The sequence below is a fragment of the Sphaerotilus natans genome, assembly GCF_900156335.1.
GTDB lineage: Bacteria > Pseudomonadota > Gammaproteobacteria > Burkholderiales > Burkholderiaceae_C > Sphaerotilus > Sphaerotilus natans.
Window position 1 is genome coordinate 224,071 of sequence record NZ_FTMZ01000004.1, and the last position, 24,950, is coordinate 249,020.

The 24,950-nt window shown below is 67.8% G+C and carries 23 protein-coding genes; 7 read left to right on the forward strand and 16 right to left on the reverse strand.

Features of this window, described 5'->3' with window-relative positions; translation table 11 throughout:
• The first annotated feature begins 87 nt into the window (after nucleotides 1-87).
• The 3 genes from BW996_RS05760 to BW996_RS05770 all read left to right on the forward strand — a co-directional run bounded on the left by BW996_RS05760 (nucleotide 88) and on the right by BW996_RS05770 (nucleotide 3,681).
• Nucleotides 88-2,163, forward strand: coding sequence for an acetoacetate--CoA ligase (locus BW996_RS05760; RefSeq protein ID WP_037480878.1), 2,076 nt, complete (start codon nucleotides 88-90; stop codon nucleotides 2,161-2,163).
• Nucleotides 2,164-2,376: 213 nt separating this feature from the next.
• Nucleotides 2,377-2,928, forward strand: a complete 552-nt coding sequence (locus BW996_RS05765; protein WP_139330760.1) for a hypothetical protein — start codon at nucleotides 2,377-2,379, stop codon at nucleotides 2,926-2,928.
• Between the two features lie 261 nt (nucleotides 2,929-3,189).
• On the forward strand, nucleotides 3,190-3,681 hold the full coding sequence (locus BW996_RS05770; RefSeq protein ID WP_037480874.1) for a SixA phosphatase family protein: 492 nt from the start codon (nucleotides 3,190-3,192) through the stop codon (nucleotides 3,679-3,681).
• A 31-nt stretch (nucleotides 3,682-3,712) separates the two neighbouring features.
• On the opposite strand, the gene BW996_RS05775 is transcribed toward BW996_RS05770, so the two are convergent.
• Entirely contained in the window at nucleotides 3,713-5,887 is a 2,175-nt protein-coding gene (locus BW996_RS05775) for a glycoside hydrolase family 9 protein (protein ID WP_051631822.1), read from the reverse strand.
• A gap of 197 nt (nucleotides 5,888-6,084) precedes the next feature.
• Between BW996_RS05775 and uvrA the strand changes: the two genes are divergently transcribed.
• From uvrA to BW996_RS05790, 3 genes are all read left to right on the forward strand, one after another.
• Complete coding sequence (gene uvrA, locus BW996_RS05780) at nucleotides 6,085-11,814, forward strand: excinuclease ABC subunit UvrA (protein WP_037480872.1); 5,730 nt, start codon at nucleotides 6,085-6,087, stop codon at nucleotides 11,812-11,814.
• A 68-nt stretch (nucleotides 11,815-11,882) separates the two neighbouring features.
• On the forward strand, nucleotides 11,883-12,212 hold the full coding sequence (locus tag BW996_RS05785; RefSeq protein ID WP_037480870.1) for a type II toxin-antitoxin system PrlF family antitoxin: 330 nt from the start codon (nucleotides 11,883-11,885) through the stop codon (nucleotides 12,210-12,212).
• Entirely contained in the window at nucleotides 12,209-12,679 is a 471-nt protein-coding gene (locus BW996_RS05790) for a type II toxin-antitoxin system YhaV family toxin (protein ID WP_037480868.1), read from the forward strand. Before BW996_RS05785 ends, BW996_RS05790 begins: the two co-directional genes overlap by 4 nt.
• 69 nt (nucleotides 12,680-12,748) lie before the next feature.
• Here the strand turns inward: BW996_RS05790 and BW996_RS05795 are convergent, their stop codons facing one another.
• The 10 genes from BW996_RS05795 to BW996_RS05840 form a co-directional block, all read right to left on the reverse strand.
• Nucleotides 12,749-13,201 carry a DUF2442 domain-containing protein gene (locus tag BW996_RS05795; RefSeq protein ID WP_037480866.1) on the reverse strand — a complete coding sequence of 151 codons (453 nt, stop codon included), beginning with the start codon at nucleotides 13,199-13,201 and terminating at the stop codon, nucleotides 12,749-12,751.
• A complete protein-coding gene (locus BW996_RS05800) occupies nucleotides 13,198-13,506 on the reverse strand; it encodes a hypothetical protein (protein ID WP_051631821.1) in 309 nt (102 codons plus the stop codon). Before BW996_RS05800 ends, BW996_RS05795 begins: the two co-directional genes overlap by 4 nt.
• 144 nt (nucleotides 13,507-13,650) lie before the next feature.
• Nucleotides 13,651-15,402: a GmrSD restriction endonuclease domain-containing protein gene (locus tag BW996_RS20990; protein WP_081838064.1), complete on the reverse strand. Its 1,752-nt coding sequence runs from the start codon at nucleotides 15,400-15,402 to the stop codon at nucleotides 13,651-13,653.
• Between the two features lie 58 nt (nucleotides 15,403-15,460).
• Nucleotides 15,461-16,297: a restriction endonuclease gene (locus BW996_RS05810; RefSeq protein WP_037480984.1), complete on the reverse strand. Its 837-nt coding sequence runs from the start codon at nucleotides 16,295-16,297 to the stop codon at nucleotides 15,461-15,463.
• A 324-nt stretch (nucleotides 16,298-16,621) separates the two neighbouring features.
• Nucleotides 16,622-17,290 (reverse strand): DUF799 domain-containing protein, encoded by a 669-nt coding sequence (locus BW996_RS05815; protein WP_037484856.1) that lies wholly within the window; start codon nucleotides 17,288-17,290, stop codon nucleotides 16,622-16,624.
• The gene (locus BW996_RS05820) at nucleotides 17,287-17,691 is read right to left on the reverse strand and encodes a DUF4810 domain-containing protein (protein ID WP_051632220.1); all 405 of its coding nucleotides are present in this window, start codon (nucleotides 17,689-17,691) and stop codon (nucleotides 17,287-17,289) included. Before BW996_RS05820 ends, BW996_RS05815 begins: the two co-directional genes overlap by 4 nt.
• Entirely contained in the window at nucleotides 17,679-18,347 is a 669-nt protein-coding gene (locus BW996_RS05825; RefSeq protein WP_037484854.1) for a CsgG/HfaB family protein, read from the reverse strand. Before BW996_RS05825 ends, BW996_RS05820 begins: the two co-directional genes overlap by 13 nt.
• A 391-nt stretch (nucleotides 18,348-18,738) precedes the next feature.
• Nucleotides 18,739-19,485, reverse strand: coding sequence for an anti-sigma factor (locus tag BW996_RS05830; RefSeq protein WP_037484852.1), 747 nt, complete (start codon nucleotides 19,483-19,485; stop codon nucleotides 18,739-18,741).
• A complete protein-coding gene (locus BW996_RS05835) occupies nucleotides 19,479-20,057 on the reverse strand; it encodes a sigma-70 family RNA polymerase sigma factor (RefSeq protein WP_037484850.1) in 579 nt (192 codons plus the stop codon). The genes BW996_RS05830 and BW996_RS05835 overlap by 7 nt, the downstream gene beginning before the upstream one ends.
• 112 nt (nucleotides 20,058-20,169) lie before the next feature.
• Nucleotides 20,170-20,772 (reverse strand): DUF3455 domain-containing protein, encoded by a 603-nt coding sequence (locus BW996_RS05840; protein ID WP_051632219.1) that lies wholly within the window; start codon nucleotides 20,770-20,772, stop codon nucleotides 20,170-20,172.
• Between the two features lie 263 nt (nucleotides 20,773-21,035).
• On the opposite strand from BW996_RS05840, the gene BW996_RS05845 reads away from it, so the two are divergent.
• A complete protein-coding gene (locus BW996_RS05845) occupies nucleotides 21,036-21,833 on the forward strand; it encodes a DUF2189 domain-containing protein (RefSeq protein ID WP_051632218.1) in 798 nt (265 codons plus the stop codon).
• A gap of 16 nt (nucleotides 21,834-21,849) precedes the next feature.
• Here BW996_RS05845 and BW996_RS05850 read toward each other — a convergent pair whose 3' ends face one another.
• The 5 genes from BW996_RS05850 to ychF all read right to left on the reverse strand — a co-directional run bounded on the left by BW996_RS05850 (nucleotide 21,850) and on the right by ychF (nucleotide 24,939).
• The gene (locus BW996_RS05850; protein ID WP_037484848.1) at nucleotides 21,850-22,554 is read right to left on the reverse strand and encodes a class I SAM-dependent methyltransferase; all 705 of its coding nucleotides are present in this window, start codon (nucleotides 22,552-22,554) and stop codon (nucleotides 21,850-21,852) included.
• 24 nt (nucleotides 22,555-22,578) lie between these two features.
• Entirely contained in the window at nucleotides 22,579-22,893 is a 315-nt protein-coding gene (rbp, locus tag BW996_RS05855; RefSeq protein WP_037484846.1) for an RNA-binding regulator, read from the reverse strand.
• Between the two features lie 101 nt (nucleotides 22,894-22,994).
• Nucleotides 22,995-23,258, reverse strand: coding sequence for a translation initiation factor IF-1 (gene infA / locus BW996_RS05860; protein WP_037484844.1), 264 nt, complete (start codon nucleotides 23,256-23,258; stop codon nucleotides 22,995-22,997).
• Between the two features lie 40 nt (nucleotides 23,259-23,298).
• Nucleotides 23,299-23,505, reverse strand: coding sequence for a hypothetical protein (locus tag BW996_RS05865; protein WP_037484842.1), 207 nt, complete (start codon nucleotides 23,503-23,505; stop codon nucleotides 23,299-23,301).
• 339 nt (nucleotides 23,506-23,844) lie between these two features.
• Nucleotides 23,845-24,939: a redox-regulated ATPase YchF gene (ychF, locus tag BW996_RS05870; protein ID WP_037484839.1), complete on the reverse strand. Its 1,095-nt coding sequence runs from the start codon at nucleotides 24,937-24,939 to the stop codon at nucleotides 23,845-23,847.
• Nucleotides 24,940-24,950: the final 11 nt, after the last annotated feature.

Sequence of the window (24,950 nt, forward strand, 5' to 3'; positions counted from 1 at the left end):
CCGACACCGCAGCGCAAAACCGGGTCGTTCCAGGCGTTTCTGATAAAAAGTTGGCAAATTCAACCCACATCAGGACAGGACCCGACCATGGCGCTTCCCGAGGCCCGGATCACCGCGTTTCTCCACTGGCTGGCGCTGGAGCGACGACGACATTTCGACGATTACGACGATCTCTGGCAATGGTCGGTCAATGACCCGGAAGGTTTCTGGGGCGCGCTGTGGGACTGGTTCGACATCGAGTCGCCGGTCGCGCCGGTGGTGGCGCTGGCCGATGGCCGGGTGCCGGGCGCGGTCTGGTTTCCGGGCACGCAGGTCAACTACGCGCGCCAGGTCTTCCGCCATGCCGACGAGGCGCACGGCGCCGACCTGCCCGCCATCCTGTTCCGCAACGAGATGCTGCAGGCGGCCGGGCGCACGCTGCGGGTGAGCTGGCCGGAGCTGCGCCGCGAGGTGGCCTCGCTGGCGGTGGCGCTGCGCGGCATGGGCGTCGGGCGCAATGACCGCGTCGCCGCCTACCTGCCCAGCACGCCGCAGACGGTGGTGGCCTTCCTGGCCTGCGCCAGCCTCGGCGCGATCTGGTCGATCTGCTCGCCCGACATGGGTGTCGGTGCGGTGCTCGACCGCTTCCGCCAGATCGAGCCCAAGGTGCTGATCGGCTGCGACGGCAGCACCTGGGGCGGGCGCGACCATGACCGCCGCCCGCTGCTGCACATGCTGCTGGACGGCCTGCCCTCGATCGAGCACATGATCCTGTGGCCCTGCCTGGACCGCGACGCCGAGCCCGACGAGTTCGCCGCCCCCGGCCGGCGCGCCTGGGACCTGCGCCCGCTGCTGGCCGGCAACCCGTGGAACTTCGAGCCGGAGTGGCTGCCCTTCGACCATCCGCTGTGGATCGTCTACTCGAGCGGCACCAGCGGCCTGCCCAAGCCCATCGTGCACGGCCACGGCGGCGTGATGCTCGAGCACCTCAAGCTCAACGTGCTGCACAACAACCTCGGGGCCAGCGTCGACACCGGCGATGTCTTCCACTGGACCACCTCCAGCGGCTGGGTGATGTGGAACCTGCAGGTCGGCGCGCTGCTGGGCGGCACCACCATCGCGCTGCATGACGGCCACCCGGCCGGCCGCAGCGACGCGCCCGACTGGAGCCTGCCGTGGCGCTTTGCCGCCGAGACCGGCGTGACCCACTTCGGCGCCGGCGCCTCGGTGCTGACCGCGATGTCGCGCTCCGGCCTGGAGCCGGCCCGGGTGGCCGACCTGTCGGCGCTGCGCGCGGTCGGCTCGACCGGCTCGCCGCTGCCGGCCGAGGTCCATGCCTGGCTGCAGCAGCAGCTGCCGGCGGTCGACGGCCGGCCGATCTGGGTCAGCTCGATCGCCGGCGGCACCGACTTCGCCGGCGCCTTCGTCGCCGGCCTGCCGACGCTGGACAACCCGCCCGGCGAGATCCAGTGCCGCTGCCTGGGCGCCGCGGTCGAGGCCTGGGGGCCGCCGCGCGAGGACGGCCGCGGCGACAGCCTGATCGGCGAGGTCGGCGAGCTGGTCTGCACCCGGCCGATGCCCTCGATGCCGCTCTACTTCTGGAAGGACGAGGGCGACCGCCGGCTGATCGAGAGCTACTTCAGCACCTATCCCGGCCGTGACGGCATCGGCGCAGTCTGGCGCCACGGCGACTGGATCCGGCTGGTGCCGCATCCGCAGGAGGGCCGCACCGGCGCGGTCATTCTCGGCCGCAGCGACGCGACGCTGAACCGCCGCGGCGTGCGCCTGGGCAGCACCGAGATCTACCGGGTGGTCGAGGCCCTGCCCGGCGTGGCCGACAGCCTGGTCGTCGACCTGCACCGCGAGGGCGACCCCGACGGCGAGATCGTGCTGCTGGTGGTGCCGATGCCCGGCGTGATGCTCGACGAGCCGCTGAAAGAGCGCATCCGCGCGCAGATCGCCGCCCAGGTCTCGCCGCACCATCTGCCCGACCGCATCCTGGCCGCGCCGGCGGTGCCGCGCACCCTCTCCGGCAAGAAGATGGAGCTGCCGGTGCGCCGCATGCTGCAGGGCGAGCCGGCCGCGGCGGTGATGAACCGCGATGCGGTCGAGCCGCAGGGCATCGTCGAATGGCTCGAGGGCCTGGCGGCGCAGTCGCTCGTGGCCGATCCTGTATCCATCTGAGGCAATCCCGTTACCAGGCGCATCGAAACAGCCAGCAAATGAAACAATCGCCGCGCCCACGAAATCGCGGTGCAAAGGGGCATGTGCCTGGGCATATGTCACGCTTTCATCCGAAAGAGGGTGAAAAAGCGCCGGAATGACCGGGTCTGGCAAAACCGATCATTTCCAGATCTGGTTACGCCCGCGCGGACGGCCCATGCGCCAATCACGGCCATGCCCAGCCGTAGCCCCCGTCATGTCCTGCACCGCACCGCCAGCCGCATGCGCCGCGCGGTGCGTCTGGTGCGCCGCCGGCCGGGCTCGGTGGCCACGATGCTGATGCTGATGGGCGGCTCGCTGCTGAGCGGCGAGACGCTGGCCCAGCCCAAGGGCGCAAACGCCCAGGGCAGCAGCGGCGTCACCGGCGAGACCCGGCTGGGCCGCCAGGTGCGGGTCCGCTACACCGAGCCGGTGCAGCCGCGCAGCGGCTGGAACGGCCAGATCGCCAGCTTCGGCGCGCCGCAGGCGGCCTCGGGCCGCACGCCGGCGCGGCTGCGCGGCAGCACCATCGCCGAATTGCCGATCACCGCGCGCACCCGCGCCTACGGTCGCATCGAAACCGAAATGAAGACCCGCCGCGACGAGCCGGGCCGTGCGCTGCAGGTCGGCGCCGGTGCCGGCCTGAACTGGCAGGTCTCGAACCAGACCCAGCTGCAGGTCGAGGTGGGCACCGCGCCCGGCCAGAACCGTGCACAGGTGAGCGTCATGCTGCAGTTGCAGCTCTGAGACGCCGATAAGGAACCCGTGCGGCCTGCCCCCGGCGGGCAGGTCGCACCGGGGATGGCGCTGTTGGAATCTGTCGAGATTCCTTCGCCATGGGGCCGAGGTGCAGAGAGCGCCAGAATCGGACCCCCGGTCGATCCGGATCCGGAGACGGATTCCAACAGCCTCCTCGTCATTGCCGGCCTGCGTGTCATCCCGCTGTCACGCCGACATCACCCCGGGACCGCATACTCTGCGGTCCCTTGTCGTTTTCGGACCGGCCCCGTGATCCAGCAGATCTTCTTCCTTCGCCACGCCACTGCCGAAGACCGGCTGCTGGCCCCCGTCGATGCCGACCGTGCGCTCATCGACAAGGGCCACCGCCAGACCCGCGCGGTGGCGCGCTTCTGCCAGCGCCAGACGCTGCTGCCGGCGCGGCTGCTGTGCAGTCCGCTGGTGCGCGCGCTGGAGACCGCGGTGCAGTTCTGCGACGAGCTGCCCGACTGCCCGCGCCCGCAGGTGGTCGACTGGCTGAAGATCGACACGCCCACCGTGCAGGCGCTGGCCGGCCTGCGCGACCAGCTCGCCACCACCGACGGCCCGCTGTGGCTGGTCGGCCATGAGCCGGACCTGTCGCTGCTGATCAGCCGGCTGCTGGGCAGCGAGCAGCCGATCGTGCGCATCAAGAAAGCCTCGCTCACCTGCCTGGAGCTGGAGCCGACCAGCAGCGCGCCGGGGCGGCTGCTGTGGTCGATTCCGTGTGCGCTGATGGGCTGAGCGGGCTGATGGGCTGAGCTCGGGACCCGCCTCAGGAGCAGGCCGCCGTCTTTACCGTCAGCGCCGGGCTGGCGGCCGAGACCTGGCCGGCCAGGTCGCGCGCGCGCAGCGTCAGCGTGTAGCTGGTGTTGCAGCTCAGGCCGGTGAGCTGGCGCGAGGTGCCGGGCAGCCCGCCGCCCAGCAGCGTCGAGCCGCTGTAGAGGTCGTGGCCGACCACGCCGACATTGTCCCGGCCGGCGCTCCAGCTCAAGGTCATGCTGTTGCGAGTGATGGCGCTGGCCGTCAGCTTGGCCGGCGCGGTGGGCGCCTGGGTGTCGGCGGTGCCCATCAGCCGTGCCAGCAGCTGCACATAGGCGGCCTGGTAATAGATCGCCGGCTCGGTGACTTCCCAGGAATTTTCCGGCCAGCCGGTGTTCCAGTCCTTGTAGGCCTTCTGCGGCGGCTGGCTGGCCAGGCCGGCGACGCTGCCGGTGTAGGTGGTGTTCGGGCCGCCGGCCAGATAGCCCGGCGCCGGGCCGCGCGCCGAGGTCTTGGTGCTGTCCCAGACGGTGCCGTGCGCAAACCAGGTGTGATAGATCTCGCTGAGCGAGGATTCGGCGCCCGCCGAGGCCATGTTCGACAGCATCACCAGCCCGAGCGGATTGGCGCCGTGCAGCCAGTGCAGATGCTGCTCGGCGATGCGGCGGTAGAGCGCGGCGCTGGCGGTGTTGATGCCGAAAGCCTCGAAGTCGAGGTTGATCAGGCCGGCATTCGAGCGGGTCATGTTGTGACCCCAGTTGAACTCGGCGTCGGCCAGATGGGCGCGGTAGAGATCGGTGCCGTTGGCGCCGCCGTTGAAGTCGGTCAGCGAGATGACGCCGTTCTGCCAGGACTTCTGGCTGCGCAGATTGGAGGCGACGCTGGCCGACACGCCCGGCTGGCCGGCGTGGCGCAGCAGCGCGACCTGCATCGGCGCCCAGTACGGACCCCACCACCAGAGGCTGTAGGGCCGCACCCGGGCGTAGTTCGCCTCGACATGGAGACGGTACTCGGCCTTGCCGGTGGCCTCGTGCAGCGCGATGGCCGCCAGCACCGAGGACTCGAGCTGGCCCTGCGCGTCGACATCGGCGTCGCCGGCCTTGATGTCGCCGTCGTCGCAGGCGGTCTGGAAGACGGTGAAGCCGTTCGTGGTGACCTTCGCGCGGGCCCAGGCGGCCTCGGCGCGGGCCAGCAGGTCGGCCGCGCCCGCCGCCTGCGACGCAAAGCCACGGTAGACGACATGGGCCGCACCGAACATCGCCGCGCCGGCCAGCGTTGCCGAGGTGCATTCGGGCAGGTAGTAGCGCGGGCGCGCATCGGCGCTCGGCGGCGAGATGTCGGTGTAGTTGTCGACGCCGACCTTCAGGAACAGGCCGTGCGTGCCGCTGGCGTCCTGCATGCGGCGCAGGAAGTCGAGCTCCCACTTCAGCTCGTCGAGCAGGTCAGGCAGGCCGTTGCCGGACTCCGGGATGCCGAAGTCGTCGCGGAACACCGCCGGGCTCATGCGGTAGGCGTCGAGCAGCTGCAGCACCGCCGACTGCGCGAAGGTCACGTACTTGTTGGTGTCGCCGGCGTCCATCCAGCCGCCAGAGAGATCGCGCGCGGTCGCCGCGCTGCCCTTGGCCCAGCGGCTGGTGGCCGAGCGGTCCTGGCCCGGGCGCTCGTAGGCGGCGGCGTCCGACCAGCGGGCGTCCACGTAGGGCGCGACCTTCGCGTGGTTCAGGCGCTGGTGATAGAACATGCGCACCGCCTGGCGCAGCACCGGCGCGTAGACCGCACTGCCGATCTCGAAGCGGCCCGAGCCGACCTGGCGCGCGCTGTCCCAGACATAGTAGGCGCCGGCGGTGGTCAGCGCCGAGAAGTCGTAGTGCCAGCCGCGATCGCCGGACTGCGCGTGCGTGGCGCCGCTCTTCCAGGGCTGCAGCGTGCCGGTGTGCACGACGACATCGTCGGCCCAGCGGCGGATCTGGTACTGGCCGCTGCCGATGCCGGGCGCGAAGGCCTCGGCGGCATTGAAGCCGGCCTGCGGGTCGACGACGACCGCCACCTTCTGCATCGCCGGCAGATAGCCGAACTGGTCGACCTTGAGCCACGGCACGGTGGCCGAAGGCACGGCCAGCGCCGCACCGGCGCCCAGCAGCAACGACAGGCCGACGCCTGCGCGCAGCCGCAGGAACATGGTGTTCATGAGATTCCCCCGAAGATGGCCCGCGCACCTGTTCACGGCAGCCGGGCGGCATTGTGCAGCGGATTGCGTTTTTTTCACTTGAGGATGATCACCATCAACCCGGGGGTACGGCGCCGACGCGCAGAGACCCGGCCCCGCCCTGCGGTACGGGGCGTCCCTAGAATGTCCCGTTTCGCCCGTCAGAGAGACCTCCCGCGATGTCCGGCCTGATCCGTATCCGTGGTGCGCGCCAGCACAACCTGAAGAACCTCGACCTCGACATCCGCACGGGTGAGCTGACGGTGGTGACCGGCCCGAGCGGCTCGGGCAAGTCCTCGCTGGTCTTCGACACGCTCTACGCCGAGGGCCAGCGCCGCTACGTCGAGACCTTCAGCGCCTACGCGCGCCAGTTCCTCGACCGCATGGACCGCCCGGCGGTGGACGCGGTCGAAGGCGTGCCGCCGGCCATCGCCATCGACCAGACCAACCCGGTGCGCACCAGCCGCTCCACGGTCGGCACGATGACGGAGATCAACGACCACCTGAAGCTGCTGTTCGCCCGCGCCGCGCGCCTGTTCGACCAGGACAGCGCCCGCCCGGTGCGCGAGGACGACCCGCAGAGCATCTGGGCCGACCTGAAGGCGCGCAGCGAGGCCGCAGGCGGTCCGCGCCTGGTCGTCACCTTCCCCGTCGAGCTGCCCGGCTCGGTCACGCCCGAGGAGATCGCGCAGTGGCTGGCGGCCAGCGGCTACACGCGCGTGCAGGCCGAGCGCGAGGTCGCCACGCCGACCGGGCCGCGCAAGGTGCTCGACGTGGTGGCCGACCGCTTCCGCTTCTCGACCACCGAGAAAGGCCGCGTCATCGAGGCGCTGGAGGCGGCGCTCAAGCGCGGCAGCGGCCGCTGCAATGTCTACGCCGGCGCGGACGAGGCGCAGCAGATCTGGCGCTACAGCCAGGGCCTGCACTGCCCCGAGTCCGACCGCCGCTACGGCCACCCGCAGCCGGCGATGTTCTCGTTCAACTCGGCCTATGGCGCCTGCGAGAGCTGCCGCGGCTTCGGCCGGGTGATCGGCGTGGACTTCGGCCTGGTGATCCCGGACGGGCGCAAGACGCTGCGCGGCGGCGCGGTCAAGCCGCTGCAGACGCCGGCCTGGGCCGAGTGCCAGAACGACCTGATGCGCTGCGCCGGCGACGCCGGCATCCCGCGCGACACCGCCTGGAACCAGATGAGCCCGGCGCAGCAGGCCTGGGTCATCGACGGCGCGCCGGACTGGAACGGCGACTGGAAGACGCACTGGTACGGCCTGCGCCGCTTCTTCGAGTACCTGGAGAGCAAGACCTACAAGATGCACATCCGCGTGCTCTTGTCGAAGTACCGCAGCTACACGCCCTGCGGCGCCTGCGGCGGCGCGCGGCTGAAGCTGGAATCGCTGCTGTGGCGCCTGGGCGAGCAGGCCGAGGCCGACGCGGTGCTGGCGCCCGCGAAGCGCTTCCTGCCCGTCGGCGCGGCCTGGACGCGCGAGCAGCTGGAAAGCCTGCCCGGCCTGAGCCTGCACGACCTGATGCTGATGCCGATCGCGCGCCTGCGGCAGTTCTTCGACACGCTCGCCCTGCCCTCGCAGCTGCTCGACGAGGCGCTCGAGCTGCTGCTGGACGAGATCCGCACCCGGCTGAAGTACCTCTGCGACGTCGGCCTGGGCTACCTCACGCTGGACCGGCAGAGCCGCACGCTCTCCGGCGGCGAGGTGCAGCGCATCAACCTGACCACCGCGCTGGGCACCAGCCTGGTCAACACGCTGTTCGTGCTGGACGAGCCCTCCATCGGCCTGCACCCGCGCGACATGGACCGCATCAACCAGGCGATGGCGCGGCTGCGCGACGCCGGCAACACGCTGGTCGTGGTCGAGCACGACCCGGCGGTGATGCTGGCGGCCGACCGCATCATCGACCTCGGCCCCGGCCCCGGCACCCAGGGCGGGCGCATCGTCTTCGACGGCACGCCCGACGAGCTCAAGGGCGCCGAGACGCTGACCGGCGCCTACCTCGGCGCACGGCGCACCATCGGCCTGGGCCTGACGCGGCCGGTGCTCGACAGCACGCCGCGCCTCGTCCTGGAGGGCGTGCGCCAGCACAACCTGAAGAACCTCACGGTCGAGTTCCCGCTGCAGCGCCTGGTCTGCGTGACCGGCGTGAGCGGCTCGGGCAAGTCGACGCTGATCCAGGACGTGCTGGCGCCGGCGCTGGCGCGCCACTTCGGCCAGGCGACCGAATCGCCCGGCGCGCACGACCGCCTGCTCGGCGCCGACGCGCTGAGCGACGCGGTCTTCGTCGACCAGAGCCCGATCGGCAAGACCGCGCGCTCCAACCCGGCCAGCTACGTCGGCGCCTTCGACGCGGTGCGCGAGCTGTTCGCCGCGCTGCCCGAGGCGCAGCAGCGCGGCTACGGCGCCGGCATGTTCAGCTTCAACGCCGGCGACGGCCGCTGCCCGACCTGCGGTGGCTCGGGCTTCGAGCACGTCGAGATGCAGTTCCTGTCGGACGTCTACCTGCGCTGCCCGGACTGCGACGGCACGCGCTACCGCGCCGAGATCCGCGAGGTGCAGATCACCCGGCTGGGCAAGGCGATGTCGATCGCCGACGTGCTGGAGCTGACGGTGGCCGACGCGGTGCGGCTGTTCGCCGACGACCGCGAGGTGGTGCGCGCGCTACAGCCACTGGCCGATGTCGGGCTGGACTACGTCAAGCTCGGCCAGCCGGTGCCCACGCTCTCCGGCGGCGAGGCGCAGCGCCTGAAGCTGGCCGGCTTCCTGGCCGAGGCGGCCAAGAACGCCACCGCCAGCAAGCAGAAGGTCGCGCGCAAGGGCACGCTCTTCCTGTTCGACGAGCCGACCACCGGCCTGCACTTCGACGACATCGCCAAGCTGATGCGGGCCTTCCGCAAGCTGCTCGAGGCCGGCCACAGCCTGCTGGTGATCGAGCACAACCTGGATGTCGTGCGCGCCAGCGACTGGATCGTCGACCTGGGCCCGGACGGCGGCGACGCCGGCGGCGAGCTGGTGGCCGAGGGCACGCCGGCCGACCTGCGCGCGCACGCCAGCAGCCACACCGGCCGGGCGCTGCGCGAGTACGAAGGCCAGCTCGGCCAGCCCACCGCGCTGGTGGCCGAGGAAGGCACGCCGCTGCAGACGCTGGCCAAGGCACGCCGCGACCGCGCGCGCGCCCAGGCCGCGCCGAGCAACGCCATCCAGATCGTCAACGCGCGCGAGCACAACCTCAAGGGCCTGTCGGTCGACATCCCGCGCGGCAAGTTCAGCGTCATCACCGGCGTGTCGGGATCGGGCAAGTCGACGCTGGCCTTCGACATCCTGTTCAACGAGGGCCAGCGCCGCTATCTGGAAAGCCTGAACGCCTACGCGCGCTCGATCGTGCAGCCCGCCGGCCGCCCGGAGGTGGATGCGGTGTGGGGCATTCCGCCCACCGTCGCCATCGAGCAGCGCCTGTCGCGCGGCGGCAGGAAGAGCACGGTGGCCACCACCACCGAGGTCTGGCATTTCCTGCGCCTGCTCTACGTCAAGCTCGGGGTGCAGTACTGCCCGGCCTGCAGCGACTTCCACGCGCCGCCCGACACCTGGGTGGCGGTGCGGCCGCAGACGCCGGAATCCATCGCCTCGCAGCTGCTGAAGGAGCACCGCGGCCAGCACATCGGGCTGCTGGCGCCGCTGGTCATCGGCCGCAAGGGCCTCTACACCGACCTGGCGAAATGGGCCAAGGGCAAGGGCTACACGCAGCTGCGCGTCGACGGCGAGTTCCTGCCGACCGACAAGTGGCCCAAGCTCGACCGCTACAAGGAGCACACGCTGGAGCTGCCGGTGGCCAGCCTGCGGGTCGATGTGGACAACGAGGCCGAGCTGCGCCGCGCGCTGGCCGAGGCGCTGGAGCACGGCAAGGGCGTGCTGCACCTGATGACGCCGCTGAAGTCCGCCGGCACCAGCGCCAAGGCGCTGGCGGCATCGCTGGAGGCGGGCTTCCTGTCGAGCGCCTTCCGCAGCAAGGCCAAGGTCTTCTCGACCAAGCGCGCCTGCCCGCAATGCGCCACCAGCTACCCCGAGCTGGACCCGCGCATGTTCAGCTACAACAGCAAGCACGGCTGGTGCCCGGACTGCGTCGGCACCGGCCTGGCGCTCACCCGCGAGCAGCGCCAGGCGCTCGACGACAGCGCGCAGGACGACGACAAGGGCCGCGAGAAGACCTTTGCCGAGCCCGAGGTCGAGGGCCTGGAGGACCGGCCCTGCGGCACCTGCGGCGGCGCGCGGCTCAATCCGGTGTCGCGCGCGGTGCGCTTCCGCGAGGCCTCGATCGCCGAGGTGGCGGCCCGGTCGGTCGATGACGCCCGGCGCTGGCTCGACAGCCACAAGCTCGACGGCCGCGAGGCCGCGATCGCGCGCGACGTGGCGGTGGAGATCCGCAGCCGGCTGGCCTTTCTCGGCCAGGTCGGGCTGGGCTATCTGACGCTGGACCGGGCTGCGCCCACGCTCTCCGGCGGCGAGGCGCAGCGCATCCGGCTGGCCGCGCAGCTCGGCAGCAACCTGCAGGGCGTGTGCTACGTGCTCGACGAGCCGACCATCGGCCTGCACCCGCGCGACAACCGCATCCTGCTCGACGCGCTGCACCAGCTCGGGCGCAGCGGCAACACGCTGGTGGTGGTCGAGCATGACGAGGACACCATCCGCCGCGCCGACCACATCATCGACATCGGCCCCGGCGCCGGCAAGCGCGGCGGCCGCGTGATCGCCCAGGGCACGGCCGACGAGCTCAAGGCCAACGCCGACTCGCTGACCGGCCGCTTCCTGAACGCGCCGCTGAAGCACCCGACCCGCCCGCGCCGGCCGGTCGACGCCGAGACGCCGGCGCTCTCGCTGCGCGGCGCGACGCTGCACAACCTGCAGGGCGTGGACGTGGAGGTGCCGCTGGCGCGGCTGGTGGCGGTGACGGGCGTGTCGGGCTCGGGCAAGTCGACGCTGGCGCGCGACGTGCTGCTGCGCAACGTGCAGGCCGTCGTGACGCACAAGGCGGCCGGAAAGAAGGCCGGCGAGCGCCCGGCCTGGGTCGGCTGCGTCGGGCTGGAGGGCTGGAGCAACGTCGACCGCGTGCTCGAGGTCGATCAGACGCCGATCGGCAAGACGCCGCGCTCGTGCCCGGCGACCTACATCGGCTTCTGGGACACCATCCGCAAGCTGTTTGCCGAGACGCTGGAGGCCAAGGCGCGCGGCTACGCCGCCGGGCGCTTCAGCTTCAACACCGGCGACGGCCGCTGCCCGGCCTGCGAGGGCCAGGGGCTACGCACCATCGAGATGGCCTTCCTGCCCGACGTGAAGGTGCCGTGCGACCAGTGCTTCGGCGCGCGCTTCAACCCCGAGACGCTGGCCGTCACCTGGCGCGGCAAGAGCATCGGCGACGTGCTGCAGATGGAGGTGGACGAGGCGGTGGAGTTCTTCGCCTCGATGCCGAGCATCGCGCACCCGCTCAGGCTGCTGCAGGACGTCGGCCTGGGCTACCTGACGCTGGGCCAGCCCAGCCCGACGCTCTCCGGCGGCGAGGCGCAGCGCATCAAGCTCGTCACCGAGCTGAGCAAGGTCCGCGACGACGTCACCCGCCGCGGCCAGAAGGCGCCGCACACGCTCTACGTGCTCGACGAGCCGACGGTCGGCCTGCACATGGCCGACGTGGAGAAGCTCATCCGCGTGCTGCACCGCCTGGTGGACGCCGGCCACAGCGTCGTCGTCATCGAGCACGACCTCGACGTCATCGCCGAGGCCGACTGGATCATCGACCTGGGGCCGGACGGCGGCTCAGGCGGCGGGCGGGTGGTGGTGGCCGGCACGCCGGAGGCGGTGGTGAAGAGCCGGAGCCACACGGGGGTGGCGTTGAAGGCGGTGCTGAGGCGGTGAGTTCTCATTGAGCAGACAATGCAATTGCATTACCATGCGGAATACCCCAAGCCTGACTGGAGTCCGCGATGCCCATCACGCTCGAAGCCGAATCCACCCTCACCGACCGCTACCAGACCACCGTGCCGGAAAGCGTGCGCCGCACCCTCAAGCTGGGCAAGCGCGACAAGCTCCATTACACGATCCGCGCCAATGGCGAAGTCGTGCTGACGCGCGCGACCGGCGCAGAGGGTGATGACCCGGCGCTGGGCGCCTTCCTGGGTTTCCTGGCTGCCGACATCAGCCGCCACCCGGAGCGCCTGCAAGGCATCGACGCCGATCTGGTGGCGCGCATCCAGTCGCTGACCGAGGGCGTCGAGGTCGATCTGGATGCCCCGCTGTCGGCGGACGATGAATGAGCGGTCACCGGACTTCCCCACCCTTGCAGATCCATGGTTGGGCGGTGTTCGCCCACCCACTGTTTCTGGCCCAGCTGGACATGCTGACCGCGCAGGTGGAAGCTCTGCGGCAGAAAGATCCCACCGGTTACCTGAAGAAGAACGCCACCAAGCGACTGGCGGCGATCCGGCAACTGGCCTTCGAGGTCATCCCGCAAGACCCGACACGGCCGGAGTACCGCCAGGGCAACACCTTGGGCGACCAGCACCGGCACTGGTTCCGGGCCAAGTTCTTCCAGCAGTACCGGCTGTTCTTCCGCTACCACGCGACCGCCAAGGTGATCGTGCTCGCGTGGGTCAACGACGAGGACACCAAGCGCGCCTACGAGAGCAGCGACGACGCCTACCGGGTGTTCCGCAAGATGCTGGACAGCGGGCATCCGCCGGATGACTGGGAGACGTTGCTGGCGCAGGCACAGGCGGGGTAGATCTACCGTCTACAGCACTGTTTTCAGGGCTGGAGCGGGCGGGGGACGGCCTCAGCCGCGGTCAGCGCATCAGATCGCCTCGGCCTTGCGCGGCCGTCCGCCCTTGCGCCCGTTCTCCCGCGACGCCTGCGCCTTGGCCTCGGTGCGCCGGCTGCCGTTGCGCACGGCGATCACCGTCGCCGCCAGGTCCATCAGCGGCTGGCTGGCCGACACCAGCCCCGCGATGGAGACGTGCAGATCCCGCGCCTCCAGGCACAGCGCCGTGCCGCCATAGCCGATCGCCAGCCCCTCCAGGTCGGCAACGCCCAGCGCCGACAGCTCGGGGTAGTTCTTCGCCGGCAGCAGCACCGCGCTCTGGTCCGCAAAGCCGATCAGCAGGGACTGGTACGCCGGCAGGTACGCCACCGACAGCGCGTGCAAGCCCGGATGGCGCCGCTGGCGCCCTCGGGCGGTCGCCTTCGCCAGCACCGAAGCGGTCACGGGTTCGTCGAATCGGTCCTGGGCCTTGATCACCGTCGTCATAGCTCGATCTCCACCGGGCCGGAAGCACCGGCCAGTTGCAACACGGTCTTGTACGCCTGCGCATCAAAATGGCTCGACTGGATTGCGAGCGCACCAAGCCGCCGCTCCCTGGGACTCACCACCGTCTGCGTGTTCGGATCCCAGCACTGGTTTTCCAGGCAAAGGGTCTGGCGACTGATCCACCAGAGTTCCCTGGCTCGCCGCAGATGCGCCGGCTGCCGAATCACCTGCCGCAAGTCCTCCAGCACTGACACGTTCGGCTCATTCTCGGCCGGCGTGACATCCTTGGCCCAGACAGACTGCATCGGGCAGTTGCGGGACCTCGGTGTAGTCGAGTTACTCGTTCGGCATCGCGGCCACGGTGATCAGCTGGACCTTATGCGCGTCGGTAATCGTCGGGTAGTGGCTCAAGTTCGTCCCGAAGCGCTGCCAATTCAGATAATTATTTGTCAATCATCCTCTTCATCAAAATCAGATTGCGCTGAAGCATTTGATTTATCCAGAGAGTCCCCCAAAACCAATCCAAGCCTTTCTATCATCAGCTTTGCACGCCTCTCAAGAAAAACACCTACACGCACAGGCTCCAGCAGCGAATAAAACCCCTCTAAATCATCATCAACAGGGATGCACGCATTTCGCATAATATCAATTTTTGCTGCAAGCATGCCATTCTTTTCAGCCTCTTTGATCAGCTTCTTCAGATAATCAACAGGAGGCCTATCACTCAAATTTCGATTTGTGACGCGAGAAACTAGCATTCTATTAGAAACAGAATCCAGCAACTTACGCGGAATACCATCTCGCTTTGCCATTGCCGCCGGAAATATGTGATGATCCTCTACATCGTCTGGATCAAGCGCCTCTTCTGTCCATAGATCATTACCTCCTTTCCACCGAATGATGGATAATATTGCCTGATATCTGGCATCAGTTTTACCAAGCCGCAGTAACTCAGCTTCAGAAATCATGATCTTTGGTATTTCAGGAACAACACCCTCCATCAACCATTTATGCAAAGCAGCCACCGCCTGCCCTATTTTATAATTTGAGGCTTGCCTAGCACCTTTTTGAAGAGAGTTAGCATAATACCATCTTTGAAGTATTACACCATACCCTGGATTTTGCGTCCTCCATGAATCAGAAATATTATGCAGAAAATAAGCAAGCGGCACCAATAGGGCATCATTAGATAAAATACCAGGCACAGCACCCAGATTTTCAACCCATCTCAATGCCTTAGCCAGAGCATCGGCACACTCATCCCATTTATCAGATATTTCTTGCTTGGTGAGATTTAGCAGCGTACTACGGGTAGGCTCAACATATGACTTTCCTTCATAACCAGAAACAATGGCAACAATTTGCAGAACACGCTCCCCCTCGGCTCCAAATCTTTCCAAAATATCATATTTTTGCTTACTTTGCTGCCAAAGATCATGAAGATCTGGCTTGGGGAAAAATCGGGCGACCGCAAGATCAAATGTAGTAAGACGTGTTCCAGTAGAATTAATAGTTTCAAAAATTCTACATATGGCCTCTGTTGAGTCACGGCGATCAACAACAACAAGAGGCAATTGATAATTTCTCATAGTCTCAAAAACACGGTTGACTTTTGCAACCGCTTTTCTCTGGGCAGACCTATCCCCTTTCAAAGGATCATAGTGAGATTCAAAATATTCTTGCACGAGAACCATGCACCTTTCATCATCTTCAATGGCATCGCTTCTTATGTAGCGAGAAGAAAGTCTTTTACCTACATCACGACGCACAACCCAAGCAGATGCATTTTTATCACCCGACTCCATTTCAAGCATTTTATCTAGATCAAAATAGTAGACGCTATCTCTAGCGGCCTGCAAAAAAACTCGAACCAGCGATGTCAACCTCTGTTGACCATCCAGCACATAGTAAAAAGCAGGCAAAAACGTCGCTTCAATAGAATCATCAGAAACACTATTCTCCGAATTCTCCGAATTCCCAATAATTGCCTCAATTGGTCGCGCAGACAAAAATGGATCCTTAGGATCAGTTTCCCGCAAAAGCAACAATGATCCGATTGGATAGTTTCTTGATATGGAATCAACAAGCAATTTTACTTGCGCATGATTCCAAACAAATGGTCGCTGAAACCGGGGAACAACAAAAGAACCGCGTCGAGCCTCAACTAAGAACTGCAGCAGGCTATATGTAACAGTACGCATTGGAGGTTTTTCAATAAATTAATAGCAAATTACACGGCGGCAAATGACTGTGTATCCATCAACCGGGCAGAGCAATCTGCCCCGCCGATTGCGCAAACTGCAGCGCCTGCGCGGTGTAGCCCGACGTGGTGATGAAGACGCCTTTCTTGGCCCGCTGCCCCGCCAGGGCGCCGTAGAACGCCTGGATCTCGGGCCGCCCGACCGTGCCTTGCCAGCGCTTGGCCTGCACGTAGACCTTTTCCAGACCGAGCCAGTCCAGCGAAATGATCCCGTCGATGCCCGCGTCGCCCGAGCCGCCCACGCGCTGCAGGTCGGAGCGGTTGGCGCCGTAGCCCATGCGGTGCAGCAGGTCGAGCACCAGGGTTTCGAAGAAGGCCGGCGTCACGGTGGCCAGCGTGTCGAGCAGTTCGGCCACGACCGCGCGGCGGATTTCCTCCAGCGCCAGGCCGAGCCGCTCTTCCGGGCTGGCGATCGGCTGCGGCGGCACGCCGGCCGCCTCCTCCGGGCCGGCATCGGGCGCCACGGGTCGCAGGCGCTGCACGTCGAGATGCACCATCGCCAGCGTGCCGAGCTGCTCGGGCGTCAGCGGCGCCGGGTGCTCGGCCACGAAACGCCGGCCGGCCTCGGTCAGTTGCCACCAGCCGCGCCGCGGGCTGTCCGACAGCCCGGCGCGCTTGAGCCGGTCATGCGCCCAGCCGGCGCGGTTCTTGTAGATGAGCTGCGCGCCGCTCGACAGCAGCTGCTGGCGCGCTGCGGCGTCCAGCTCGAGCGCATCGGCCGCGGCCTCGTGCGCCTCGCGGGCGGGTGCGCCCTCGGGCCGGCTGGCGAGAAAGCGCAGCAGCGGCTCGATGAAGCGGTCGTAGGTCGGCAGCGTGGCCGGTGTTGTCGTCGTCAAGCCGCATCTCTCCCTGCTGGTGCAGTCGTGTCCATTCCCACGGCGTCTTTGTGCGTCAGCCGCAGCGCATCCAGGGCGCGGGCTGCGGGATTCTTCGATCCCGGTGAAGGATCCAGTCTAGGCAGCGGGAAGGCGCGCGGGAGCGTGTGTCACGGCCTGAAGTGAGAAATAAGCGGGGATTTCCGGGGTTGTTTTCCCGGAGAGGGTGGCGGCGGGGGTGGGTGCCCGCCTGCGCGGGCATGACGGGGCACGAGGCGCTGGCAGAGCAGCACAAGAGGGCGCGAACGGGCATCATCCGCGCGCGCCCCTCTCAGCCAATGAGGGTCAAGGCTGGACTTGCCACGCCTTGGGCGAGCGCGGACCGGGCAGGATGCCGTTGTAGCGGGGAGCGCCCAAGGCACGGTCGGTCGCGATGCCCGAATAGTCAAAGGCGACATCGGCAGCCGTACCCACCACCTGCTGGACAACCGCAGCAATCAGCAGCCCCGCCAGGCCCCCCTGACTCTGCTGATTGTTCTCGGCAGACGTGGCCTGTGCCTTGCCTTCCCACAGCAGCGCCCCGCTGCGCAGATCGACGATCTTGGCCTCGATCTCGACGCGAGTCTCGCTGGTGATCAGGTAATAGCTGGTCCCGTATTTCGGGATCTTGATCAGCACGGCAGCATCCGCACCGAAGAACTCCCGCAGCTTCTCCGCCGGAATATTGTGAGCCTCCGCAGGAGAACCCACACCATTCTGTCGGAAGGTCTCGTTCACGAGTGCCGCCGGCAGAACGTAATATCCCGCCTCGGACAACGGCTTCGTGGTCTGGGCCCAGACCGAAGAAGACCCCTTCACTTCGGGAGATTCATTGATGGGCGGCAGCACCAGCAGCGATGTCGGCTTCGCCTTCATGAAGCCCGAATAATCGTAGGGCGGTGCCTTGGTGGCACAGCCAGTGCTCAGGGCCACCAAGGAAACCAGCGACAGGATTCGCAGTCCACGAGACATCATCGCACACCTCCGGACAGCACCGTCTGGCCCGCCTCAGGCCCGTCCAGGCGCCGCAGCAGCCTCTTCATGAATGCCGATGATTCAGGAAACACGGCCATCTCCTCCTCCCAGAGCGCCTTGGCACGATCCGGACTGCCAGAATTCAGATAAAGCATGCCCAGATGCGCGCGAAAACCCGGGGGCAAAGCTGCACCTTTTTCCCGCGCCTTGCGGGAATGCCCCTCCAGGGTGTCGATCTGCTTGCCCAGATCCGCACCGTCGCCGAGCAGAAAATCGTACTGCTGACGGGGAAACTTTTCCCACATGTACAACGGAGGATTCTGCTGTGCACAGCCTGACAGAATGAGGGCGGCCAAGACGCCCGTCACGACCGCTGGAATCCTGCGCATCAGCGACCCCACCGGCCAGCATCCTTGCCGGCCACCAGATTGTTCACAGCCTCGCGCATGGCGAGATCCAGAACCTTGCCATTCAGGGTCGAGTCATAGCCGGCCGTGCCCCCAAAACCGAGCACTTCGCGGTTAGACAGCTCGTACTCTCCTGCGCCCTGAGCGGAATACACCACCTCGGAGGTCGCCGCACGGATGACATTCAAGGTGATCTTGGCATACGCGATCTGCTTCTTGCCGCGCCCCAGAACGCCAAACAGCTGATGGTCGCCAACTTCCTTGCGCCCGAACTCGGAAATGTCACCGACCACAAGGAAGCTCGCGCCCTTGATATTCTGTCCACCGCCCTGGAACTTGACCTCCTGCGCCGCCTCCGCCAGGCTGTCCCGATCCATCACGGAAAACCGCTGCGATTGCTGGAGATGGGAAATGAGCGTCGTCTTGGCCTGTCCGCCCAGGCGATCGACCCCATCCGAGAACACGCCGCGCATGTAGCTCGACTTGTTGTCGAACTTGCCGACGACCAGCGAGGTCCGCTCGCCCGAGAAGACACCGGCAGATCCATCGACCTTCTCGATCTTCAGGGATTTCGAGCTCTCGGTTGCAGCACACCCTGCAAGCAGAACCACGGACAGCACACCCAGCGAAGCAGATCGTCGATTGATCATGAGAAAAACTCCAGAAATTGATTCAAGCGTCCCGTACGTCCGGAAGACGGGCACACGCAGCTCTCCGCGATCGATTCACAGCGCACGACACCCGCCGCCGCGGAGCAGGGCCGCAGGCATCGCAAGCTCGCCAGGATCGGGTACACGCAGACGCAGACGTGCGCGAACGGACGAACGGGTGCACCGGGTCGTGATGAACAGACCGGCCACACGCATGCCCATGCCGACGGGGTGCCGGCATGTCCTCCCTGATGAACTCGTTTTTTCTGGAATCAGCGATCGAGCTTATTCACGCGATAGCCGAACGTAAACATTCTTGAAGAATCCGCCCCGCAAATGCAGGGCAACAATGCACGAATGCTTCACTTTCATCAGATCGGGAGATGCGGCCTCACCCCTCAAGCTGCACCGCCCGCCCGATGTACAGGATCGGCCCGGTCGGGCGGTCGATCGGCGAGCCGCCCTCGGGCTCGAGGGTGATCTCGAAGAGCTGCTCGGCGCGCAGGTCGGGCAGGCGTTCGAGCGGCAGCTCGATGACGCCGCCGGCATCCGTGGTGCGCACCAGGCCCAGGGAGCTGGGGCCGGCGGCGCCGGGGGCCTTGGTCCAGAACTGCAGCGTGCGGCCCGGCGGCGGCGCCTGGGGCGGCGCGACCGGGCGCAGCCGCAGCCGGCCCTGCCCCGCCGCGTCGACCCGCACCTCGACCACCCAGCCATTGCCGCCACCCTGCGGCGCCTGCAGCACCGCGACGAACTGTTGCTGCTGCGCAGCCGGCGGCGCCATCAGCTGCGGCACCAGGCCTGAGCCCAGCAGCACGCAGCCGGCCAGCGCCAGCCCGCTGAGCGACTGCCACAGGCCCAGGCGCGGCCACCAGGGCGGCGTCGCGGCCGGGGCACGGACGGCCGCGGCCGGCGACAGCCGCGCCTCGATGCGCCGCCACAGCCCGGCCGAGGGCTCGGCCGGCGCCACCCGGGCGCTCAGCGCCAGGAAGCGGTCCTGCCAGTGCGCGACCTCGGCGCGCAGCGCGGCGTCCCCGCCGAGCGCGCGCTCGAAGGCCTCGCGCTCGTCCGGCGCCAGCGTGCCCAGCACGTATTCGCCGGCGGCGGCGCTGCGATCCTCGGGGGTCTGAAGGTTCAGCATGGGGACAGGCACTCCCTCAGCGCCAGCAGGCTGCGGCGGATCCACGACTTGACCGACCCGATCGGCGAACCCAGCCGGGTGGCGATCTGCTCGTGGGTGTAGCCATCGACATAGGCGTGCACGACGCAGGCGCGCGGGCGCTCTTCCAGCCGGTCGAGACAGCGCTCGAGGCCGGCGGTGTCTAGGCCGCGGTCGTCGCCGTCGGGCGCGGTGGCGGACTGCAGGCGGTCCGACAGGCCGGCCAGATCCTCCGGATCGACCGCGACCGTCTCGACGCCCCGGCCGCCGCGCACCGCGCGCAGCGCCTGGTGGCGCACCACGGTGTAGATCCAGCCCCGGCCGGAGCCCAGCGCCGCATCGAAGGTGGCGGCGCGCTGCCAGACCTGCAGGAAGGCGTCCTGCAGCACGTCCTCGGCCAGCGCGTCGTCGCGCACGATGCGCCGCACCACGCCGAGCAGCCAGCGGCCCTCGTGCTCGTAGAGCATGCGCAGCGCGAAGCGCTCGCCGCGGGCGCAGGCCTGCAGCGCGGCGTCATGGTCGAGGGTCAGGGCGGCGGCGGAGGCAGGGGGCAAGGGCAGTCCTTTCGATCTCGGCAGCGGCGTCGGACCATTCTGCGAGAGGGGACGACCCAGGACACCGGGCCACGGCAGCCAGCCGTCAGCCGCCAGGGGGCATTCGCCCGGCTCAGGCGCCCGGCTTCCAGAAGATGTAGTCGGCCTGGTACTGCACCACCTGGCGCTGGCCGGTCTGGCCTTCGCCGCAGGCCAGCGCCGGCGCCACGCCGCCACGGGTGGCAAGACGCTGGATGTAGCTCACGCCCTCCAGCACGCCGCGACCGGTGGCCGGATTGGCCTTGACGAGCTGCAGCGGGATGTTGCCGGCCGCGGCGGGCACCAGCCCGACCTGCGTGCCGGTCAGCGCCGAGCCATCGTCCGAGGCCCAGGTGGCCGGCGGGCCGAAGTAGCGGCCCAGCTTCATGCCGCTGCGGCTGCGCAGCTCGGCGTCCGGCCCGACGAAGACCCACTCGAACGCGCCCGGCGTGCCGGCCTTGGCCCGGCATTCATAGGTGATCTGGCCGACGCCGACGGTTTCCCAGGCGACGCGGTGGCCGGCGGGCACCTGCACCGGCGTCGGCAGCGCAGCCTGCGAGGTGGCAGTCATCGCGGAGGTCGTGCTGGCGCCCATCGGCATGGAGGTCGACGAGCAGGCGGCCAGGCCGGCGCTCAGCAGCACAGCGGCGGCAAAGGCGAGGCGGCGGGCATCGGCAGGGTGACGGTGGGTGTTCATGGCAGGGCTCCCGGAGCTGAGTGGATGGATCGGAGAGCCGTCGGCGCCAGGCTGGCGACGATCGTCTCTTCTTCCACTAGCCAGGCCGACACCGGACGGATGCAGCCGGAGGCGATGCAGATGCAACAACATGTATCGAATTCCGCGATCCACCTCAGGGGAACCCGATGGTGCCCGGCCGCGCATCGTCCTAGCATCGACGCACGCACCGCCGGCTCGCACGGGGCGGCCGGTCGGTCTGTCGTCCGAAGGAGGTCTGCACCATGGATCATGTCGCACATGTCACCGGTCACCTTCCGCGCCGCGCCCGTCAGGCGGCCGACGCGCCCGAGGTCCGCCGGGTCACGGTCACCCAGCCGCTGCGATGGCTGAAACGAGGCTGGGAAGATCTGGCGCATCACCCGGCCGCCAGCCTGGGCGGCGGCCTGGCGGTCGCCGCGATGGGCGCGGCGCTGATCGTCGCCGGCCGGCATCTGCCGCACCTGGCGCCGACGCTGGTCGGCGGCTTCCTGCTGCTGGCGCCGCTGGTGGCCCTGCCCTTTCATGCGCTGTCGCGCCAGCGGCTGGCCGGGGCGCGGCCCGATCTGGGCGAGGCGCTGGCCGATGGCTGGCGCAACGCCGGCTCGCTCGGACTGTTCGGGCTGGTGCTGGCGATCGCCTTCCTGCTGTGGGAGCGGGTCGGGGCGGTGAGCTTCGCGCTGCTGTACGGCGGCCTGGTGCCGGACCTGTCGAACCTGCTGGTCGACGTGCTGCTGTCGGGCCGCTACACCGCGCTGGCCGTGGCCTTCGTCGGCATCGGCGCGCTGTTCGCGGCGGCGGTCTTTGTGGTCGGGGTGGTCTCGGTGCCGATGCTGCTCGACCGCGAGGACGGCGACCTGATCAGCGCGATCGCCACCAGCGTGCGTGCCTGTCGCGCCAGCCCGGCAGCGATGCTGCTGTGGGCAGCGTTGATCGTCACGCTGATGGCGGTCGGCTATGCGACCGCGCTGCTCGGGCTGATCGTGATCTTCCCGCTGCTCGGCCACGCGAGCTGGCACGCCTACCGCGACATGGTCGAGTAGGCGGGCCGCGTCGGCCTCAGGTCAGTGCGGTGCGCGAGTAGCGCAGCAGGCGCCCGCGGTAGGGCAGGCCGTCGGCCTCGGGCGTGCGCAGCGCGGTCTCGTGCAGCACGAAGCCCAGGCCGCTCATCCGGCGGGTGAAGGCCGGCCGGTTGCCCCGGTCGGGATCGACGATCAGCACCTCGGCATCCGGCTCCGCATGGCGCTCGACGAAGCGGGCCAGATGGCCCTGCTCGTCGCGCTCATACAGCACGTCGCTGCCCATGATGACGTCGAAGCGGCCCTGCACCGGTGCGGCGTCGGCCGGATGGGCCACGGCCGGCACGCCCGCCTGCCCTGCCCAGTCGCCACGCCGATAGACCAGCGGGGCGAGTGCGTTCAGGTTCAGGTTGTCGTGCAGGAAATCCGGGGCCAGCGGATGGGCATCGGAGGCGGTCACGTCGATGCCACGCCGGTGGCAGACCAGGCTGGCCAGCGCCAGCCCGCAGCCGACCTCGAGAATGCGCTCACCCGCCTTGAGCGGCCGGGTCGCCATGTGGGCCGCCAGCTGCAGGCCCGAAGGCCAGAGCATGCCGAACAGCGGCCAGGTGGCCGAGGAGAACCCCGCGGCCTCGGCCCGGCCGTCGGGATCGGCGTACTGCTGGCGATCCAGCAGCGACCGGATCAGCAGGCTGTCGGCGCCACGGATGGCGACCTGCTGCTGCCGGGTCTGGTAGCCGGGCATCCGGAGCGCTTTCGCGCCGCCGGATCAGTAGCTGCGACGGTTGCCGCCGCCGAAGCCGCCACCACCGTAGCCGCCGCCAGCCGGGCGGTCTTCACGGGGACGGGCGGCATTGACCACCAGGGCGCGGCCGCCGAAAGACTGGCCGTGCATGCCGGAGATGGCGCTGCGCGCATCTTCACCGGAAGCCATCTCGACAAAGGCGAAGCCCTTGGACCGACCGGTTTCGCGGTCGGTCATGACCTTGGCGGAGGCGACTTCGCCGAAGCGGGCGAAATGCTCGCGCAGATCTTCGTCGCGCATCGTGTAGGGCAGATTGCCGACGTAGAGCTTGTTGTCCATGATGGACCTTTCCAGAAATGCCGCGGAATGTGACGTGCCTGCCGCAGGTGCCAGGCGATCCGGGCCCGCCACCGGCGCCAGCCGGCGGTCAGCCCCGTGAATCAGAAGCGCCGACGCGGAGCGGACGGCGCGCCACCCGAGCGGGGCTCGAGGTGACGGAAGGTGATGCGACCCTTGTTCAGGTCGTAGGGCGACAGCTCGAGCGAGACCTTGTCACCCGCCAGGATGCGGATGTGGTGCTTGCGCATCTTGCCGCCGGTGTAGGCGATGAGGCTGTGCCCGTTCTCGAGCTTCACGCGGAAACGCGAGTCGGGCAGCACTTCCTCGACCTCGCCGCGCATTTCGATGAGTTCTTCCTTGGCCATGAGCAGAATTCCTGTGCAGTGGCGCCCCGTCCTGAATCGTTCAGGCCGGCAGCGCGGGTTGGTGGAGGTACCCCAGGCCCTGATCCAGCGCGTACTGCGCGGCGGCCTCGGATGAAGGGAACAGCGGGATGAAGCGGTAGACCCGATCATGGGTCCCCTCGCCACGGCCGCTGCGAATGGAGAGCGACGCGGCATACCGACCGCAGTCGGTACGTCGGGTGGTGGAGGACAGGATGAACCTGCCCACGGTGCGAATGTCAGGAGAAGAAGGAATCAAGGAACCGGCGCCGCAGCAAGGGCTGCCAGCGCGAGACTGCCTGGAACGGTCGGCAGGACTGCCCGACGAGGGCAGATCAATGTCCCGAGTCACGCCACCCCTGCCGCAACAGCCACAGGAGTCGGGATCGATGTACCAGACGGAGCTTGCCTGGAATGGCGGGCCAGTCACGAACCGGACCGACCTTGCCGAGGACGCGATGCCCCGAGGGGCATGGAGTGCGACGAAATGCTGCTGAGGTAAGCGAAACGGCAGCAATTCCGCCGCACTATAGCACGACTCGTGCCGCCCTGGCAGATCGGCCGACGATCAGACGTTGAACAGGAAGTTCATCACGTCGCCGTCCTTGACGACGTACTCCTTGCCTTCGGCGCGCATCTTGCCGGCATCCTTGGCGCCCTGCTCGCCGCCGAACTGGATGAAATCCTCGTAGGCGATGGTCTGGGCGCGGATGAAGCCGCGCTCGAAGTCGCCGTGAATGACGCCGGCGGCCTGCGGCGCGGTGTCGCCGACGCGGATGGTCCAGGCGCGCACTTCCTTCACGCCCGCGGTGAAGTAGGTCTGCAGGCCCAGCAGGCGGAAGCCGGCGCGGATCAGGCGATTCAGGCCCGGCTCGTCCTGACCCATCTCGGCCAGGAACATCGCGCGGTCCTCGTCGTCCATTTCCGACAGATCGGCCTCGGTCTTGGCGCAGATCGCCACCACCGGCGCCTTCTGGGCCTCGGCGTAGGCCTTCAGGCGGTCGAGCAGCGGATTGTTCTCGAAGCCGTCTTCCGACACGTTGCCGACGAACATCGCCGGCTTGGCGGTGATCAGGCACAGCGGCTTGAGGATGAGGCGCTCTTCCTTGCTGAAGTCGATCGAGCGCACCGGCTGCGCCTGGTCCAGCGCGGCCTGGCACTTCTCGAGCACCTTCACCAGCGCGGCGGCTTCCTTGTCGTTGCCCGAGCGCGCGGCCTTGAGCGAGCGCTGCAGCGTCTTCTCGACCGTGCCCAGGTCGGCCAGGCACAGCTCGGTCTGGATGACCTCGATGTCGGCGATCGGGTCGACGCGGCCGGCAACGTGGATGACGTTGTCGTCCTCGAAGCAGCGCACCACGTTCACGATCGCGTCGGTCTCGCGGATGTGGCTCAGGAACTGGTTGCCCAGGCCCTCGCCCTTGGACGCGCCCGCCACCAGACCGGCGATGTCGACGAACTCGACGATGGCCGGCAGGATGCGCTCGGGCTTGACGATCGCGGCCAGGCCGTTCAGGCGCGGATCAGGCACCTCGACCACGCCGACATTGGGCTCGATGGTGCAGAACGGATAGTTCTCGGCGGCGATGCCGGCCTTGGTCAGGGCGTTGAAGAGGGTGGACTTGCCGACGTTGGGCAGACCGACGATGCCGCACTTGAGGCTCATGGTGGAAATCT